General features: G+C 69.2%; 14 protein-coding genes. 7 read left to right on the top strand and 7 right to left on the bottom strand.

The features are described from left to right. The first annotated feature begins 153 nt into the window (after positions 1-153). Positions 154-447 (top strand): DUF4193 domain-containing protein, encoded by a 294-nt coding sequence (locus P6897_RS06720; protein WP_023951316.1) that lies wholly within the window; start codon positions 154-156, stop codon positions 445-447. Positions 448-511: 64 nt separating this feature from the next. Here the strand turns inward: P6897_RS06720 and P6897_RS06725 are convergent, their stop codons facing one another. After that, entirely contained in the window at positions 512-958 is a 447-nt protein-coding gene (locus P6897_RS06725; RefSeq protein WP_337994943.1) for a DUF3093 domain-containing protein, read from the bottom strand. Positions 959-1,021: 63 nt separating this feature from the next. Between P6897_RS06725 and dut the strand changes: the two genes are divergently transcribed. The 5 genes from dut to dxs all read left to right on the top strand — a co-directional run bounded on the left by dut (position 1,022) and on the right by dxs (position 7,901). After that, entirely contained in the window at positions 1,022-1,477 is a 456-nt protein-coding gene (gene dut, locus P6897_RS06730) for a dUTP diphosphatase (protein ID WP_181574120.1), read from the top strand. Then, the gene (locus tag P6897_RS06735; protein WP_112614172.1) at positions 1,474-2,052 is read left to right on the top strand and encodes a DUF3710 domain-containing protein; all 579 of its coding nucleotides are present in this window, start codon (positions 1,474-1,476) and stop codon (positions 2,050-2,052) included. The genes dut and P6897_RS06735 overlap by 4 nt, the downstream gene beginning before the upstream one ends. Continuing rightward, positions 2,049-2,816: a DUF3159 domain-containing protein gene (locus tag P6897_RS06740; RefSeq protein ID WP_274177690.1), complete on the top strand. Its 768-nt coding sequence runs from the start codon at positions 2,049-2,051 to the stop codon at positions 2,814-2,816. The genes P6897_RS06735 and P6897_RS06740 overlap by 4 nt, the downstream gene beginning before the upstream one ends. 133 nt (positions 2,817-2,949) lie before the next feature. Then, positions 2,950-5,808, top strand: coding sequence for an aconitate hydratase AcnA (gene acnA / locus P6897_RS06745; protein ID WP_274177691.1), 2,859 nt, complete (start codon positions 2,950-2,952; stop codon positions 5,806-5,808). Positions 5,809-5,912: 104 nt separating this feature from the next. Continuing rightward, entirely contained in the window at positions 5,913-7,901 is a 1,989-nt protein-coding gene (gene dxs, locus P6897_RS06750; RefSeq protein ID WP_282502418.1) for a 1-deoxy-D-xylulose-5-phosphate synthase, read from the top strand. Here the strand turns inward: dxs and P6897_RS06755 are convergent. After that, positions 7,883-8,485 (bottom strand): hypothetical protein, encoded by a 603-nt coding sequence (locus tag P6897_RS06755; RefSeq protein WP_274177693.1) that lies wholly within the window; start codon positions 8,483-8,485, stop codon positions 7,883-7,885. The two genes, dxs and P6897_RS06755, sit on opposite strands and share 19 nt — an antisense overlap. Continuing rightward, positions 8,482-9,159: a TetR/AcrR family transcriptional regulator gene (locus tag P6897_RS06760; RefSeq protein WP_282502419.1), complete on the bottom strand. Its 678-nt coding sequence runs from the start codon at positions 9,157-9,159 to the stop codon at positions 8,482-8,484. The genes P6897_RS06755 and P6897_RS06760 overlap by 4 nt, the downstream gene beginning before the upstream one ends. Positions 9,160-9,225: 66 nt before the next feature. Between P6897_RS06760 and pepN the strand changes: the two genes are divergently transcribed. After that, a complete protein-coding gene (gene pepN, locus P6897_RS06765) occupies positions 9,226-11,727 on the top strand; it encodes an aminopeptidase N (RefSeq protein ID WP_274177694.1) in 2,502 nt (833 codons plus the stop codon). A gap of 61 nt (positions 11,728-11,788) precedes the next feature. Here the strand turns inward: pepN and P6897_RS06770 are convergent, their stop codons facing one another. The 4 genes from P6897_RS06770 to P6897_RS06785 all read right to left on the bottom strand — a co-directional run bounded on the left by P6897_RS06770 (position 11,789) and on the right by P6897_RS06785 (position 17,014). Continuing rightward, entirely contained in the window at positions 11,789-13,933 is a 2,145-nt protein-coding gene (locus tag P6897_RS06770) for a 3-hydroxyacyl-CoA dehydrogenase NAD-binding domain-containing protein (protein ID WP_282502420.1), read from the bottom strand. 11 nt (positions 13,934-13,944) lie between these two features. Beyond that, a complete protein-coding gene (locus P6897_RS06775; RefSeq protein WP_112614188.1) occupies positions 13,945-15,162 on the bottom strand; it encodes a thiolase family protein in 1,218 nt (405 codons plus the stop codon). Between the two features lie 72 nt (positions 15,163-15,234). Next, a complete protein-coding gene (locus P6897_RS06780) occupies positions 15,235-16,431 on the bottom strand; it encodes an HRDC domain-containing protein (protein WP_282502421.1) in 1,197 nt (398 codons plus the stop codon). Continuing rightward, on the bottom strand, positions 16,424-17,014 hold the full coding sequence (locus P6897_RS06785) for a DUF3000 domain-containing protein (protein WP_114587835.1): 591 nt from the start codon (positions 17,012-17,014) through the stop codon (positions 16,424-16,426). Before P6897_RS06785 ends, P6897_RS06780 begins: the two co-directional genes overlap by 8 nt. Positions 17,015-17,025: the final 11 nt, after the last annotated feature.

The following is a 17,025-nucleotide window of genomic DNA, read 5'->3' on the forward strand; positions in this document are numbered from 1 at the left end:
GCGCCGCCGGTTTCGGGGGGCGAACCGGTCGTGCGCATCCGTTCCCGGAAGGATCTTCCGCGACGTTTTGCGAAAATCGCGCCGGTCATGCAAACTATCGCCGCCCCACTCGGCGCGGCAACCGGCAACACCTGGAAGTAGAGGCCTTTCGACATGGCTACGGATTACGACGCACCCCGCAAGACCGAGGACGACAGCGAGTCGATCGAGGCCCTGAAGGAGCGCGTGCCCGACAAGTCGTCGGGCTCGATCGACAACGAGGACGCCGACAACCCGTCGGGCTTCGAGCTGCCCGGGGCCGACCTCTCGGACCTCGAACTCGATGTCGTCGTCCTGCCCCCGCAGGAGGACGAGTTCACGTGCATGGAGTGCTTCCTCGTGAAGCACCGCACCCAGATCGATCACGAGACCAAGGTCGGCGCCATCTGCACCGAGTGCGCGGCCTGATCGCACGACCTTCGCTGACCCTCGACGCCCCGGCGTCGGGGGTCGGTCTTTTACCGGGCGGCGTTTACGCGTCCGAGCCGGCCGGGGCGGCGGTCGCGCGGGCGCTCTCGATCACCGCGGCGACGCGGGCGGGCGTCCGCGAGGAGAACACCCAGTGGGTGACCGGATCGTCGTCGTCTTCGATCGCGATCCGTACGACTCCGTCGATGCCGCCACGCAGAAGGTGCCAGGAACTCGACGACAGGCCGGGCCCGCGTGCCTGCCGCGCGGCGTCGCCGGTGAACGTCTCGATCTCGCCGAGGTAGGTGAGCTCGATGCTCGCGCGCCCGACTCGGAGCCGCTCGCCGGTGACTTCGATCACCGGTGAGAGGGCGATGAGTCCTGCCACGACGAGGGCTCCCACGGCGATGCCGGCGATGAGCCCGACCACCGAGTCGAGCGGGGCGAGCACGAGAGCGACCATCGGCCCGCAGACGGCGGCGCTCACCAGAGCCCACAGGGATGGGCTCAAGCGCTCGCGGTAGCTTGTGGCGGGCGAGGTGGCGGGGGCGGAACTGTGCATTAGCCTCGTGGGGTGACCGAATCCGTGGACGTCCCCATTATCGCCGCCGACGTTCCCGTTTACGCCCATCCCGGAGATGCCGGAGCAGATCTCGTGTCCGTCGAGCAGCTGCGTCTCGAGCCCGGGCAGCGCGCACTCGTGGGGACCGGTGTCCGAATCGCCCTGCCGGACGGCTTCGCCGCCTTCGTCGTGCCGCGCAGCGGGCTCGCGGCGAAGCACGGGATCACCGTGGTCAACTCGCCGGGGACGGTCGACGCCGGGTACCGCGGAGAGATCAAGGTCACGCTCCTGAACACCGACACCGCCGAGCCGTACGACATCGCGCCCGGCGACCGCATCGCCCAACTGATCGTCATGCCCGTCACCCGGGCCCGCTTCATCCCCGTCGACACCCTGCCCGAGAGCGTTCGCGGTGAGGGCGGTTTCGGCTCGACCGGCTATCAGCAGCAGACAGGAGTACCCGCATGAGCGACGACGCGAAGTCGGCACCCGCCGACCGGGCCACGGCAGGCCCCTTCGACGAGTCCGAGGCCAACCCGGTTCGTCCGTACATCGATCTGGGCGGTATCAAGGTGCTGCCGCGCGAGGGGCTGAACCTGCGTCTCGAGGTCGAGGAACAGACGAAGCGCATTGTCGCGGTCGGTCTCGACTACGCCGGTTCGACGCTTCAGGTCCAGCCGTTCGCAGCGCCCCGTTCGACGGGGCTCTGGGAGGAGACGCGCGAGCAGATCCGCCAGCAGGTGCGCCAGCAGGGCGGTCGCGTCGAGGAGCGCGAAGGCCCGCTCGGCCCGGAGCTGCTCGCCGAGGTCCCCGTGATGGCCGGGGCGGAGGGCAGCGGAAAGCGTCTCGCACGTTTCGTCGGCGTCGACGGGCCGCGGTGGTTCCTCCGAGGCGTCATCGGCGGTGCGGCGACCAATGACGTCGACGCGGCTGCGCAGGTCGAGGACCTCTTCCGGTCGCTCGTGGTCGTCCGCGGCGGATCGCCGATGCCGCCGCGTGACCTCATCCCGCTCAAGATGCCGGCGACCCCCGGCTCGGCGTGAGCGCTGACGAACGGCGCGAGGCCGCGACCGAGCGCCCCGCCGATCTGACCCCGCCCGAACCGGTGGCCTCGACCTCGGGCGTTCTCGGAGCCGCGCTCGGCGAGGCTGCGCGTAAGGCCGGTTTCGATCCCGACACCGAGGCTTCGACCGGGGGCGTCGTCTGGCGCGCGATGGGCGGTTTCCGCGGCATCGTCGAGGCCGTCCTCCCCGGCTTGGTCTTCATCGTCGTGTTCACGCTCACGACGGACCCGCAGACCCGTGAGGCGAATCTCTGGCTGTCGCTCGGGCTGTCGGTGGGCGTCGCCGCGGTGTTCACGCTGCTGCGCCTCATCCAGCGCGGCCCGGCAGGAGCCGCATTCGGAGGTCTCATCGCTACCGCTGCGGCCGCGGGGCTGGCGCTGTGGACGGGGCGGGGGCAGGACAACTTCATCCCGGGTCTGATCACCAATGCGGCTTACGGGACCGCCTTCCTGGTCTCGGCCCTCATTGGATGGTCGCTCATCGGACTCGCCGCCGGATTCCTCATGAACGAGGGCGTCGCCTGGAGGCGTGACAAGCGCAAGCGCCGCGTCTACTTCTGGCTCGCGATCGCCTGGGCGGGGCTCTTCTACCTCAGGCTCGCCGTGCAACTGCCGCTGTACTTCGCCGACGAAGTCGCCGCCCTCGGAACCCTGAAGCTCGTCATGGGCCTGCCGCTGTTCGCCCCGCTCGCGGCCGTCACCTGGCTCGCCGTGCGGGCGCTCTATAAGCGGCCCGCCGAGTGATACATTTATCTTGACGTCAAGATAAATTTCCCCCGATCCGACTAAGGGTCGCCTCACTAGATCGACCGGTGCGGCGAGGGGATGATGGGACAGTGCGCGCGAGCGCGCGGCCCGCCGATGAAGGAGAGCAGACGTGTCCACTGTTGACAGCTTCGGAGCCAAGAGCACCCTGACGGTCGGCAGCACCGACTACGAGATCTTCCGGATCGACACGGTCGAGGGTTACGACCGTCTTCCCTTCAGCCTCAAGGTGCTGCTCGAGAACCTCCTGCGCACCGAGGACGGCGCGAACGTGACGCAGGAGCAGATCCGCGCGCTGGGTTCGTGGGACGCCTCGGCAGAGCCCGACACCGAGATCCAGTTCACCCCGGCCCGCGTCGTGATGCAGGACTTCACGGGCGTGCCCTGCATCGTCGATCTCGCCACGATGCGCGAGGCGGTGACCGCGCTCGGCGGTGACCCCAACCGCATCAACCCGCTCTCGCCCGCCGAGATGGTCATCGACCACTCGGTCATCGCCGATCTCTTCGGCAGCGAGAACGCCCTCGAGCGCAACGTCGAGATCGAGTACGAGCGCAACGGCGAGCGTTACCAGTTCCTCCGTTGGGGTCAGGGCGCGTTCGACGACTTCAAGGTCGTCCCCCCGGGCACCGGCATCGTCCACCAGGTGAACATCGAGCACCTCGCGAAGGTCATCTACGACCGCAACGTCGACGGTGTGCTCCGTGCGTACCCCGACACCTGTGTCGGCACCGACTCGCACACCACGATGGTCAATGGCCTCGGTGTCCTGGGTTGGGGTGTCGGCGGCATCGAGGCCGAGGCCGCGATGCTGGGTCAGCCCGTGTCGATGCTCATCCCGCGCGTCGTGGGCTTCAAGCTCACCGGCGAGATCCCCGCGGGCGTCACCGCGACCGACGTCGTGCTGACGATCACCGACATGCTGCGCAAGCACGGCGTGGTCGGCAAGTTCGTCGAGTTCTACGGCGCCGGCGTCGGGTCCGTCCCGCTCGCGAACCGCGCCACGATCGGCAACATGAGCCCCGAGTTCGGGTCGACCGCCGCGATGTTCCCCATCGACGACGTCACGCTCGACTACCTGCGCCTGACCGGCCGCGACGAGCAGACCGTCGCCCTCGTCGAGGCGTACGCGAAGGAGCAGTCGCTCTGGCACGACCCCGCGAACGAGCCGAGCTACAGCGAGTACATGGAGCTCGACCTCTCGACGGTCGTCCCGTCGATCGCCGGCCCGAAGCGCCCGCAGGACCGCATCCTCCTGTCGGAGTCGAAGGAGCAGTTCGCGAAGGACATCCTCAACTACGCGACGGCCGCCGACGAGGCCGTCGAGGTCGAGGGCACCTTCCCGGCGTCCGACCCGGGCAACGCCCCGGGCGTCGAGCACGAGACCCACTCCGACGACACCGTCTCGCACCAGCACGACCACGCGCACGCGGGTCTGCTCTCGAGCGGCGCACGCCATGCGGCATCCAACCCGGTGAAGGTCACGCAGCCGTCGGGCGAGAGCTACATGCTCGACAACGGCGCAGTGACGCTCGCGGCCATCACGTCGTGCACCAACACGTCGAACCCGTCGGTCATGATCGCCGCAGGTCTGCTGGCCCGCAAGGCCTCGGAGCGCGGCCTCACGCGCAAGCCGTGGGTCAAGACGACGCTCGGCCCCGGCTCGAAGGTCGTCACCGACTACTACGAGAAGTCCGGCCTCGACAAGGACCTCGAGAACCTCGGCTTCTACACCGTCGGCTACGGCTGCACGATCTGCATCGGAAACTCCGGCCCGCTGATCGAAGAGGTCTCGGCCGCGATCAACGAGAACGACCTCGCGGTCACCGCGGTGCTCTCGGGCAACCGCAACTTCGAAGGCCGCATCAGCCCCGACGTCAAGATGAACTACCTGGCCTCGCCGCCGCTGGTCGTCGCGTACGCCCTGGCCGGGTCGATGAACTTCGACTTCGAGACCGATGCGCTCGGCAAGGACTCGGACGGCAACGACGTCTTCCTCAAGGACATCTGGCCCGCTCCCGATGAGGTCCAGGAGATCATCGACTCGTCGATCTCGCGTGAGCAGTTCATCAAGCAGTACGCCACCGTGTTCGACGGTGACGAGCGCTGGAAGAACCTGCCCACGCCGACCGGCCCGGTGTTCGAGTGGGACGAGGACTCGACCTACGTCCGCAAGGCGCCGTACTTCGACGGCATGCAGATGGAGCTGACCCCGGTCGCCGACATCACCGGTGCGCGCGTCATGGCGACGCTGGGCGACTCGGTCACCACCGACCACATCAGCCCGGCCGGAAACATCAAGGCCGGCACCCCGGCCGCGCAGTACCTCACCGAGCACGGCGTCGCGCAGAAGGACTTCAACTCCTACGGCTCGCGCCGTGGCAACCACGAGGTCATGATCCGCGGAACCTTCGCCAACATCCGTCTGAAGAACGAGCTCACGGCAGCGGTCAACGACGGCAAGGTCGTCGAGGGCGGCTACACGCGCGACTTCACTCAGGAGGGCGGCCCGCAGTCGTTCATCTACGACGCGAGCCAGAACTACCAGGCGCAGGGTACGCCGCTCGTCATCTTCGGCGGCAAGGAGTACGGCTCGGGCTCGTCGCGCGACTGGGCGGCGAAGGGCACCAACCTCCTCGGCGTGAAGGCGGTCATCACCGAGAGCTTCGAGCGCATCCACCGCTCGAACCTGATCGGCATGGGCGTCGTCCCGCTGCAGTTCCCCGCCGGTGAGAGCTGGAAGTCGCTGGGACTCGACGGCACCGAGATCATCTCGATCACGGGACTCGAACAGCTGAACGAAGGCGTCACCCCGAAGACGGTGAAGGTCGTCGCCGAGCCGAGCGAGTTCTCGCCCGAGGGCAAGCAGACGGTCGAGTTCGACGCGATCGTGCGCATCGACACCCCCGGTGAGGCCGACTACTACCGCAACGGCGGCATCCTGCAGTACGTGCTGCGCTCGCTCGTCTGAGACACGGAGCTGCAGTAGTCCACGAGAGGCCGGAGCGTCCAGCTCCGGCCTCTCGTGCATCCCGCTGATTAGACTTACCGGCACCCGATGGAAGGAGGAGCTCGATGTCGTTGCTCTCCTCGATCTCGCACCCGCGCGATCTCGACGCCCTCTCGATCGCTCAGCTCGAGACGCTCGCCGGTGAGATCCGCTCGTTCCTCGTCGAGAACGTCGCGCGCAGCGGCGGGCACCTCGGACCCAACCTCGGAGTCGTCGAGCTCACCCTCGCGATCCATCGGGTCTTCGACTCTCCGAACGACCCGGTGGTCTTCGACACCGGGCATCAGTCCTACGTGCACAAGCTGATCACGGGCCGCCAGGACTTCTCGCGGCTGCGCTCGCGGGGCGGCTTGGCTGGCTACCCGCAGCGCAGCGAGAGCGAGCACGACGTCGTCGAGTCGTCGCACGCGTCGAGCTCGCTCAGCTGGGCCGACGGCATCTCACGGGCCTTCGCCCGCACCGGTCGCACCGACCGCCATGTCGTCACCGTGGTCGGCGATGGCTCCCTGACCGGCGGGATGACGTGGGAGGCGCTCAACAACATCTCCGACGACAACGATCGCAACCTGGTCATCGTCGTCAACGACAACGGCCGTTCGTACGCGCCGACGATCGGCGGCATGGCGCGTTTCCTGAACAAGGTGCGCACCACCGAGGGCTACCGGTCGTTGCACGAAGGCTCAGCGTCGCTCTTCGGCCGCCTCGGGCCGGCGGCGCGGGCCGTCTACCGCGGACTCCGCGGTGGGACTCACGGATTCTTGTCCCGGTTCGTGAACAATGAGGCCCTGTACTCGAATCTCGATATCAAGTACCTCGGACCCGTCGACGGCCACGACCTCGAGGCCATGATCGAGACCCTGCGCCTCGCGAAGTCGTACGGTGCTCCGGTCATCGTGCACGCGATCACCGAGAAGGGCCGCGGCTACGCGCCCGCCCGACTCGACGAAGCCGACCAGTTCCATGCCGTGGGGAAGATCGACCCTGCGACGGGCCAGCCGGTCTCCTCCGGTGGCAAGACGACCTGGACCGACGTGTTCGCCGAGGAGCTCGTGTCTGCGGGGGAGCGCCGCGGCGATGTCGTCGCGATCACTGCGGCGATGCTGCGTCCGACCGGGCTGCTGCCCTTCGCGCAGCGGTTCCCCGACCGTGTCCTGGACGTCGGCATCGCGGAGCAGCACGCCGTCGCGGCATCCGCCGGCCTCGCCTTCGGCGGCCTGCATCCGGTCGTCGCGATCTACGCGACGTTCATGAACCGCGCGTTCGACCAGATGATGATGGATGTCGCGCTGCACCGTGCAGGTGTGACGTTCGTCCTCGACCGGGCCGGCGTGACCGGACCCGACGGACCCAGCCATCACGGCATCTGGGACCTCGCGATGCTCCAGCTCGTGCCCGGCGTCCGTATCGCGGCGCCGCGAGACGCTGAGCGTCTCCGCGAGGTATTCCGTGAGGCCGTCGACATCGAGGACGCGCCCACGGTCGTTCGATATCCGAAGGGATCGGTCGGCGACGAGTTGCCCGCTGTGGAACGTCTGGACGACGGAACCGACGTGCTGGTGCGGGGCGAATCGGACGATGTCCTCATCGTCGGCATCGGCCCGATGGCGCGCCTGGGCATCGAGGTCGCCGAGCGCCTGCGAGCACAGGGAATCGGCGCGACCGTCATCGATCCTCGCTGGGTGGTCCCGGTCGCTCGCTCGGTCGTGGATCTCGCCGCTGGACACCGGCTCGTCATCACCATCGAGGACGGGATCCGTGTCGGTGGTATCGGCACACGCATCCGCCAGGTTCTTCGCGAGGCCGGCATCGACACGGCCGTCGACGAGCTCGGACTGCCCGACGAGTTCATCGATCACGCGGAGCGCTACGAGATCCTCGACGACGCGGGTCTGACGTCCGCGAAGATCGCGCACGACGTCGTCGCGCAGGTCCTCGGTACCCGCATCCCGATCGCCCGGCCGAGCGCGGATGCCGCGACGGACTGGGCGGATGCCGCCGACGCGCCGGGCCGCGCGGGTGCGAGCGACGGCGAGCCTCAGCCTCGCGGCCGCTGACGTCGTCGCCGGTCGGGGGAGATGATGCGGTAGTTCTCGTCGAGGGGATCCTCGGTGGCGGCGTCCGGGTTCGAGGTCGGCACGACGTCGCCGAACACCTCGGCGTCGAGGCGGAGGGCTCGCCGCATGGTGATGAACCAGGCGCCTGCGAGTCCGAGGGCGCTGAGAGGCACGTTGACGAGGAAGGCGATCGATTCGATCCACCCGTCGCCCGAGTCGCCGATGAGCAAGGGAAGGGCGACGGCCGTGGTGGCGAAGCCGACCAGCGCGCCGTAGGCCGTGAAAGCGATGAGATGTGCGCCGACACGTGGCGAACGTCGCAGGAGGCGGCCGAGTGCGTATGCGCCGGGGGAGCCGATCACCACAGCGGGCACGGAGACGACCAAGATCATCACGGTGCCCACGACCAAGCTGAAGCCGCCCGTCAGCACCGCCCAGGCGACGATGAGTAGCAGCGTGGTCGCGCCCCACGCGCGGGCGATGCCCGCCAGGAACTCGGCGCGGGTGAACGCGAGGGGTTCGGCATCCGTGCGGGGCGAGTCTCGACGTGGTGCGCGCTGCTGTTGCGGGCCGGCGCCCGTCACGAGCGGGCCTCGGCGATGAGGTCGAGAAGTTCCCGCACCGGCCGCCGCAGCATCGGGAGGCGCGCCAGTGGGAGCGCCATCGCGAGCAGTGCCAGGCCCTTGTCGAGCAAGCGCCGCGTCTTCGCCTGGTGATCGGACTCGTCGTAGACCCAGTACATCGCGAGCAGCAGATGCGCGAGAACGAGCGCGCCGGGCAGCGCCTCGGCGATGTCCTTCGGAAGCTTGTGGTCGGCACCGTCGACGGCGGTACGGAACAGATCCTCCACGATCGCGAGCGAGGCGTTCGACTCGGGCGACAGCGGGTTGATCGACGATCGCGGCGAGACGGCGGCCGTCAGGAACTCGGGCGCATGGCCATGCGTCGGCGTCAGTTGATCGAGGCCCGTGTGGAAGACGATCGCGAGCCTGTCCTTGAGGTCGCGCTTCGACTCGAGTCCGGGCAGGGCGGCCGCGCGGTGACCCTGCTGCACCTGCAGGTAGAACTCCTGCACGAGCTCGTTCTTCGACGCGAAGTGGTAGTTCGTCGTCCCGACCGACACGCCGGCCTCCGATGCGATGCGGCGGATGGTGGTCGCGTCGTAGCCGCGTTCGCGAAACGAACGCAGCGCCGTATCGACGATCAGGGCACGTGTGCGGTCGCGCTTCGATCCGGTCGGCTCCGGGGTGCTGAACATGTTCAGATACTAGCGTGCAGGCAGCCCCGGCCACAGGCTTCCCCGCTCCCGTGGAAGCATGGAGGGATGACCGGCGACAACCTCACCCGTACCGACGCCCAGCATCGTGCAGCCGAGGTCCGGCTCCACACCATCGATGTCTCCCTCGACGTCCGTGACGCCCCGCGCGCCGAGGAGACCACGTTCAGCACCCGCGCGATCCTGTCGTTCGATGCGCGCGTCGGCGGTGAGACCTGGGTCGACTTCCTCGGTTCGAGCGTCGATGCGGTCATCGTGAACGGCGAGAGCCGGCCCGTGGAATGGGACGGCGCGCGCATCCGCATCCGCGACCTCGCGGAGCGCAACACCGTCTTGATCGCGGCGCGCGGCGTCTACAGCCGCTCGGGCGAGGGCCTCCACCGCTTCGTCGACCCGGTCGACGGCGCCGTCTACCTGTACACGCAGTACGAGCCCGCGGACGCGCGTCGCGTCTACCCGTGTTTCGAGCAGCCGGACCTGAAGGCACGCTGGCGGATGCGGGTCGCGGCGCCGGAGGGCTGGCGGGTGCTGTCCAACGGTGCGGAGACCGACCGCCGGGACCTCGACGGCGGTACCGAGGTCACCTTCGCTGAGACCCTCCCGATCTCCAGTTACATCACCGCCGTCGCAGCAGGCCCCTACCACCGCGTCGGCGCGGTCTGGGACGGACCCGAGGGACCTGTCGACCTGGGCGTCCTGTGCCGTGCCTCGCTGGCGCCGTACCTCGACGCCGAGGAGATCATCGACATCACCCGCCGTGGGCTCGCGTACTTCGGTGAGGCGTTCGGGCTCGGCTATCCGTGGGGCAAGTACGACCAGATCTTCGTGCCCGAGTACAACCTCGGCGCGATGGAGAACCCCGGTCTCGTCACGTTCACCGAGGCGTACGTCTTCCGCGGGGCCGCGACCGCCGCGCAGCGCGAGGCCCGCGCCAACACGATCCTCCACGAGATGGCGCACATGTGGTTCGGCGACCTCGTGACCATGCGGTGGTGGGACGACCTGTGGCTCAAGGAGTCCTTCGCGGACTTCATGGGCTCGCATGCGTCTGTCGCGACCGGGCTCTATCCGGATGCCTGGGTGAGCTTCGCGAGCCGGCGGAAGGGGTGGGCCTACGAGCAGGACCAGCTTCCGACCACGCATCCGATCGTGGCCGACATTCCCGACCTGCAGGCGGCCAAGCTCAACTTCGACGGGATCACGTACGCCAAGGGAGCTTCCGTGCTCAAGCAGCTCGTCGCGTACGTGGGGGAGGAGGCGTTCTTCGCCGGCGCGCGCAAGTACTTCGCCGACAACGCCTTCGGGAACACCACGCTCGGTGATCTGCTGGACGCCTTGGAGCACACCTCCGGGCGCGACCTGCGGGCGTGGAGTCGCGCCTGGCTCGAGACCACCGGGATGTCGGATCTGTCGGTCGAGCGCGATGGATCGGACGGCGTCACGATCGTCCAGACCGATCCCCGACCCCACCGCGTGACGATCGGACGGTACGCGGCGTCGGAGGGGGCGCTCCGCCGAGAGGGCGGGGTCGAGCTCGATCTCGTCGACGCCCGGACGCCGCTGCCCGGTGATGCCGCGGGCGTGATCATCCCGAACGACGACGACCGCACCTATGCCAAGGTGCGCCTCGACGGTGACACGACGGCAGCCCTCGAGCGCTCGCTCTCGACGGTCGGCGACCCGCTCGCTCGTTCGGTGGCGTGGGCCGCGCTCTGGAACGCGGTTCGCGACGGTCGCCTCGAAGTGGCGCGCTACCTCGAGATCGTCGGAGCACACGCCGCGGCCGAGACCCACATCGGCCTCCTCACCGACGCGGTCGCGCATGCCGACTACGCGATCGCCCATTACGCCGCTCCCGCACAGCGCGAGTCGCTCGCCGCGCGCTGGCTGGAGACCGTCTGGCGGTCGTTGCACGAAGCCCGCCCCGGGACGGACGCCCAGCTTGTCTGGGCGCGCGCCCTGGGCGCTGCCGCCGCGGTGGATGCGGGGCGTGCGGCGTCGTTGCGCCAGCTGCTCGCCGGCGAAGGGCAGCTCCCCGAGGGTCTCGTGCTCGATGCGGACCTGCGATGGAGCTGGCTGTTCGCGCTCGCCTCGACGGGCCAGGCCAGCGCCGCCGAGATCGACGCCGAGCTGGTCCGCGACGATACCTCGAAGGGCAGGCGAGCCCACCGCGCCGCCCGAGCGGCGCTGCCGGAGGCGCCGGTGCGCGAGGCCGCGTGGGTCGCGGCATGGACAGACGAGACCCTGTCGAACGACGAGCTCGACGCCACGATCGCGGGTGTCCGCGCCGGAGGGCGGCGCGATCTCATCGCGGCCCTCGACGGCGACTATTTCTCGCGCATCGGCCGAGTCTGGGAGACCCGGAGCATCGAGATCGCGCGCCGCCTCGTGCGCGGTCTGTTCCCGGCGACGGATGACCTGACGGCGGCGACGACGTGGCTGGACTCGAACCCCGGGGCGCCGGCCGCGTTGCGTCGCATCGTGATCGAGCAGCGCGATGTCCGCGAGCGCGACCTGCGCGTGCAGAGCGCGCAGGGCCGACCGGCGTGACGCGACGAGGACCCCGCGGCTTCATGCCACGGGGTCCTCGTCGGCGGTGCAGCGCTGGCTGTCAGCGGTTCGCGATCCCGCGGATGGGCGGGTGGTGGAACGTGTCGCCGAACGCCCGCTCCGATGCGCCCTCCCGATCGAGGTAGGGCGAAGCACCGCCGTCGACGAACGGCCAGCCGGCGCCCAGGATGAGACACAGGTCGATGTCCTGGACCTCGGGAACGACGCCCTCGTCGAGCATGAGCTTGATCTCCTGCGCCAGGCCGTCCTGAACGCGCTGGAGGATCGTGTCGGCCGCGACCGGCGACGAACCCGTCGCCTTCTTCGCGATCTTCTCCGCGGCCTTGGTGAAGCCGGTGACCCGTCCTCCCTTGTCCTTCTCGACGACCTCGGGCAGTTCCGCGAGCTGGTGGAAGTTCTCGTTCGCATAGAAGCGGTCGGGGAACGCCGAGGTCATCGTGTCCTGCACGTGTGCGGCGACCTTCCAGCCGACGAGGTCGATGAGCTGGAAGGGCCCCATCGGCAGCCCGAGCGGCGCGAAGGCCTTCTCGACATCGGCGACCGGCGTGCCCTCGTAGACGGCACGCGCCGCCTCGCCCATGACTTTCGCCAGCAGTCGGTTCACGACGAAGCCGGGCGCGTCGGCTGTCAGGACGGCGTTCTTGCCGAGGCCCTTCGCGACGACGAACGCGGTTGACAGGGCAGCATCCGTCGTCTGCGATGTCTTCACGACCTCGATCAGCGGCATGACCGCGACGGGGTTGAAGAAGTGGAAGCCGACGAGACGCTCGGGGTGGGCGAGCTTCGCGCCGATCTCCGCCACGGACAGCGACGAGGTGTTCGTCGCGAGGATCGCGTCGTCGGCGATGATCTTCTCGATCTCGCCGAAGACCTGCTGCTTGACCCCGACCTCCTCGAACACCGCCTCGATGACGAAGTCGCAGTCGGCGTACTCGCTCTTGTCGACCGTGCCGTGCACGAGCGAGCGGAGCTTGCCCGCCGTGTCGGAATCGATGCGGCCCTTCGCCTCGAGCTTGCCGATCTCGTCGCGGATGTAGGCGAGCCCCTTGTCGACGCGCGCCTGATCGAGGTCCGTGATGAGCACGGGCACCTGGAGCTTGCGGACGAACAGCAGCGCGAACTGGCTGGCCATGAGGCCCGCGCCGATGACGCCGACCTTCGTCACCTTCTTCGCCAGCGCCTTGTCGGGAGCGCCGACCGGCCGCTTCGCGCGCTTCTGCACCAGGTCGAAGGCGTACATCGACGCGGCGAACTGGTCACCCGAGATCAGTTCGGCCAGAGCGTCGTCCTCGCGGGCGAAGCCTTCGTCGCGTGAGCCGCCGCGGGCCTTCTCAAGCAGCTCGAGGGCCAGGTAGGGGGCCTTCGGGACGGTGCCGATCTTCGACTCGAGCATGCCGCGGGCAACCTTGACGGCGATCGGCCACTTGGTCAGGCGCTCGAGCTTGCCGGGCTCGTTCTTGCGCGTGACCGAGACGGCGCCCGACAGCACGCGGTCGGCCCAGGCGAGCGAGTCCTCGAGGTAGCTCACCGCGGGGAAGATCGCGTCCATGATGCCCAGGTCGTACGCCTGCTGCGGCTTGAGCACGCGGTTCTGCTTGAGCGGATTGCTGATGACCACTTCGAGCGCGTTCTCGATCCCGATGAGGTTCGGCAGCAGGTAGGCGCCTCCCCAGCCCGGGATGAGCCCGAGGAAGACCTCGGGCAGCGCGATCGCCGCGGCGGAGGCGTCCACGGTGCGGTAGGTGCTGTTGAGCGCGATCTCGAGACCGCCGCCGAGGGCGAGGCCGTTCACGAAAGCGAAGGAGGGGACGCCGAGCTGCGACAGACGCCCGAGCACCTGGTGCCCGCGCTGCGCGACGAGCCTCGCGATTTCCTTCGAGGGCAACCGTGAGACATCGGAGAGGTCGGCGCCCGCAGCGAGGATGTACTGCTTGCCGGTGATGCCGACGGCGTCGATCTCCCCGGCCGCCGCACGGGCGGCGATCGTGTCGAGCACGCCGCCCAGCTCGGCGAGCGTCGCCGGACCGAGCGTGTTCGGCCGGGTGTGGTCTCGTCCGTTGTCGAGGGTGACGAGCGCTAGCGTGCGGCCCGAGGCGAGCCGGACATCGCGCACCAGCGAATGCGTGACGACCTCGTCACCGGTGAGGGCGTCGAGGGGGGAGAAGTCGATGTCGTCGTAGGTCATGTCGGCGCGCCTCACTTCTTCGCGGTCTTCTTCTTGCCGGTGTAGTGCGGGTTCTCCCAGATCACGGATCCGCCCTGGCCGAGGCCCACGCACATCGCGGTGAGGCCGTAGCGGACGTCGGGGCGCTCGGCGAACTGCGCGGCGAGCTGGATCATCAGACGCACACCGGATGCCGCCAGGGGGTGACCGACCGCGATCGCGCCGCCCCACGGGTTGACGCGCGGATCGTCGTCGTCGATGCCGAAGTGGTCGAGCAGCGAGAGCACCTGCACCGCGAACGCCTCGTTGAGCTCGAAGAGCCCGATGTCGTCGATCGTCAGGCCGGCCTTGGCGAGCGCCTTCTCGGTCGAGGGGATGGGGCCGATGCCCATCACCTCGGGCTGGACGCCGGCGAAGCCGAACGAGACCATCCGCATCTTCGGGGTGAGCCCGAGCTCCTTCACCGCGCGCGAGCCGGCGAGAAGGCTGATGGTCGCGCCATCGGTGAGGGGCGACGAAGTGCCCGCGGTGACGCGGCCGTGCGGCCGGAAGGGGGTCTTCAGCTGCGCGAGGCCCTCCATGGTGGTCTCGGGCCGGCGCCCCTCATCCTCGGTCGCGAGGCCCCACGCGCCGTCCGCGGACTTCACCGCGACGGGAACGAGGTCGGGCTGCAGCTTGCCGGCGTCGTACGCGGCCTGCGCCTTCTGCTGGCTGCGCATGCCGAACCGGTCGGCGCGCTCCTTCGTGAGGACCGGGAAGCGGTCGTGCAGGCGCTCGGCGGTGATGCCCATGTTCAGGGCATCTGCGCTGACGAGCTTCTCGGTGAGGAAGCGGGGATTGGGGTCGGTGTCTCCGCCGCCGAGCGGGTGGCGGCCCATGTGCTCGACGCCGCCCGCGAGGGCGAGGTCGTACATGCCGATGCCGATCGACCCGGCCATCGTGGTGACGCTGGTCATCGCGCCTGCGCACATGCGGTCGATGGCGAAGCCCGGCACGCTCTGCGGAAGGCCGGCGAGGATCGCCGCAGTGCGGCCGAGGGTCAGGCCCTGATCGCCCTGCTGCGTCGTCGCGGCGATCGCCACGTCATCGATCCGGTCGAGCGGCACATCGGGGTTGCGTTCGATCACGCCCCGGATCGCTTTGACGACGAGGTCGTCCGCTCGGGTGTTCCAGTACATGCCCTTCTCGCCGGCGCGCCCGAACGGGGTGCGCATGCCGTCGATGAAGTAGACGTCCGAGATCTCGGCCACTTTGCCTCCAGAAGATGGGATCGACTCCAGCCTAGAGAGCCGGGGAGGCCGGGAAAATCGGTTGGGTCGAACCTACGAACCGCTCGAGGAGGGCGCGGCATCCCCGTTCACGGAATCCACAAAGGCTTGCGCGATCACCTGTGCGGTCTGCTCAATCTGCCACGGACGTGCGCCGAGCTCGGCAAGTGCTGCGCCGACCGTCTCAGCGGAGATCTCGGCGGGCGGCGCCCACGCCACGCGGCGCAGGAGCTCGGGCGTGAGCAGGTTCTCCGTCGGCATCGACAGCTCCTCGGCGCGCTGCTCGACGAGTGGCTTCGCCGCCTTCAGGCGGGCGTCGGCGGGAGGGTTCCGGTCGACCCAGGCCCGCACCGGCGGCAGTCCGTCGCCGGGCAGCCGGTCCGGCGGCAACGACTGCTCGGCCCGGCCCGCCTCGAAGGCCGCCCACCAGCGGTCGAGCTGCGAGCGGCTCGCGCGGCCGGTGAAGTCCTTGACCTTCGCCAGGTCCTGCTTCGTCTTCGGGTCGGCGGCGAGCGCCGCGACGAGCGCGCGGTCGGGGACGAGCCGGCCCGGAGCGATGTCCTGCTCGCGGGCGTACTCCTCGCGCGCGGTCCACAGCGCACGAGCGACGGCGAGGGCACGCCGGCCGCGAATGGTGTGCAGGCCGCTGAGTCGGCGCCACGGATCCTCGCGGGGCGGCTTGACCGGCCGGTCGAGCACGGCTTGGAACTCCTGGGCCGCGAACTCCACCTTGCCCTGGGCCTCGAGCTCGCGGGCGAGCACGTCGCGGACGTCGATCAGGTGCTCGACGTCGAGAGCGGCGTACTCGAGCCACGATTGCGGCAGCGGGCGCGTCGACCAGTCGGCGGCCGAGTGCGCTTTCGCGAGGACGATGCCCAGCGTGTCCTCGACCACGGCGCCGAGCCCGACGCGGGCGTGGCCCAGCAGCCGTGCGGCCAGCTCGGTGTCGAAGATCGATGTCGGGTCGAGGCCGGCCTCGCGCAGCGAAGGCAGGTCTTGGCTCGCGGCATGCAGCACCCACTCGATCTCGCCGATCGCTGCCTGGAGGGGCGCGAAGGTCGAGATCGCCGGCGGGTCGAACAGGTGCACGCCCGCGCCGCGGCGGAACACCTGGATGAGATAGGCGCGTTGCGAATATCGGAAGCCCGACGCCCGTTCGACGTCGACGGCGACGGGGCCGTCACCGGCCGCGAGCAGTTCCGCGGCGCGTTCGAGTCCGGCGTCATCGGCGATGACGGTGTATTCAGCCACGGTTCCCCCGGCGTGCTCCGAAAACGGCGACGCCCTCCGACCCCGGAGGAAGGCCGGCCAGCATGCAGGTCAGTTCCGCCCAGGCGTCGATGTGGGCGGTGATGTCTCCGACGGGGGTCCACGAGGCGCGCAGCTCGATCTGCGCACCGTCGCCCTCCTCGGCAAGGCTCCCGAAGCCGCGCGAGAGTGTCTTCGTCGCGGTCCCCGAAACCGAGTGGAACGAGGCGTCGCGGTGATCGAGAGCGTCGATCAGCCATGACCAGGCGACCTCGGCGAGAAGCGGATCGACTCCGATCTCGGGTTCGAGCGGCGCCTGAGCGAAAGCGACGATGCGCCACGGACCGCCCCAGGCGTCGGGCTCGTCGTCGTCGTGGAGGATGACGATGCGCCCGGTGCCGTAGGGGGAGTCGACGGCGTGATCCTCGGGCCGCACATCGCCCGCGAGTGCGAGGGCCTCCGGCGCGAGCCCGGTCGGTGCGGGGATCTCGCGCACCACGAGGTCGTCGCGGAACGTCATCGCCAGCACCGCATCGCGAGCGACGACGAATGCCGTCGCGTCGGCGGGAGGACGGGAATCGGCCACGTCGACAGACT

Source organism: Microbacterium sp. BDGP8 (genome assembly GCF_029991045.1).
GTDB lineage: Bacteria > Actinomycetota > Actinomycetes > Actinomycetales > Microbacteriaceae > Microbacterium > Microbacterium plantarum.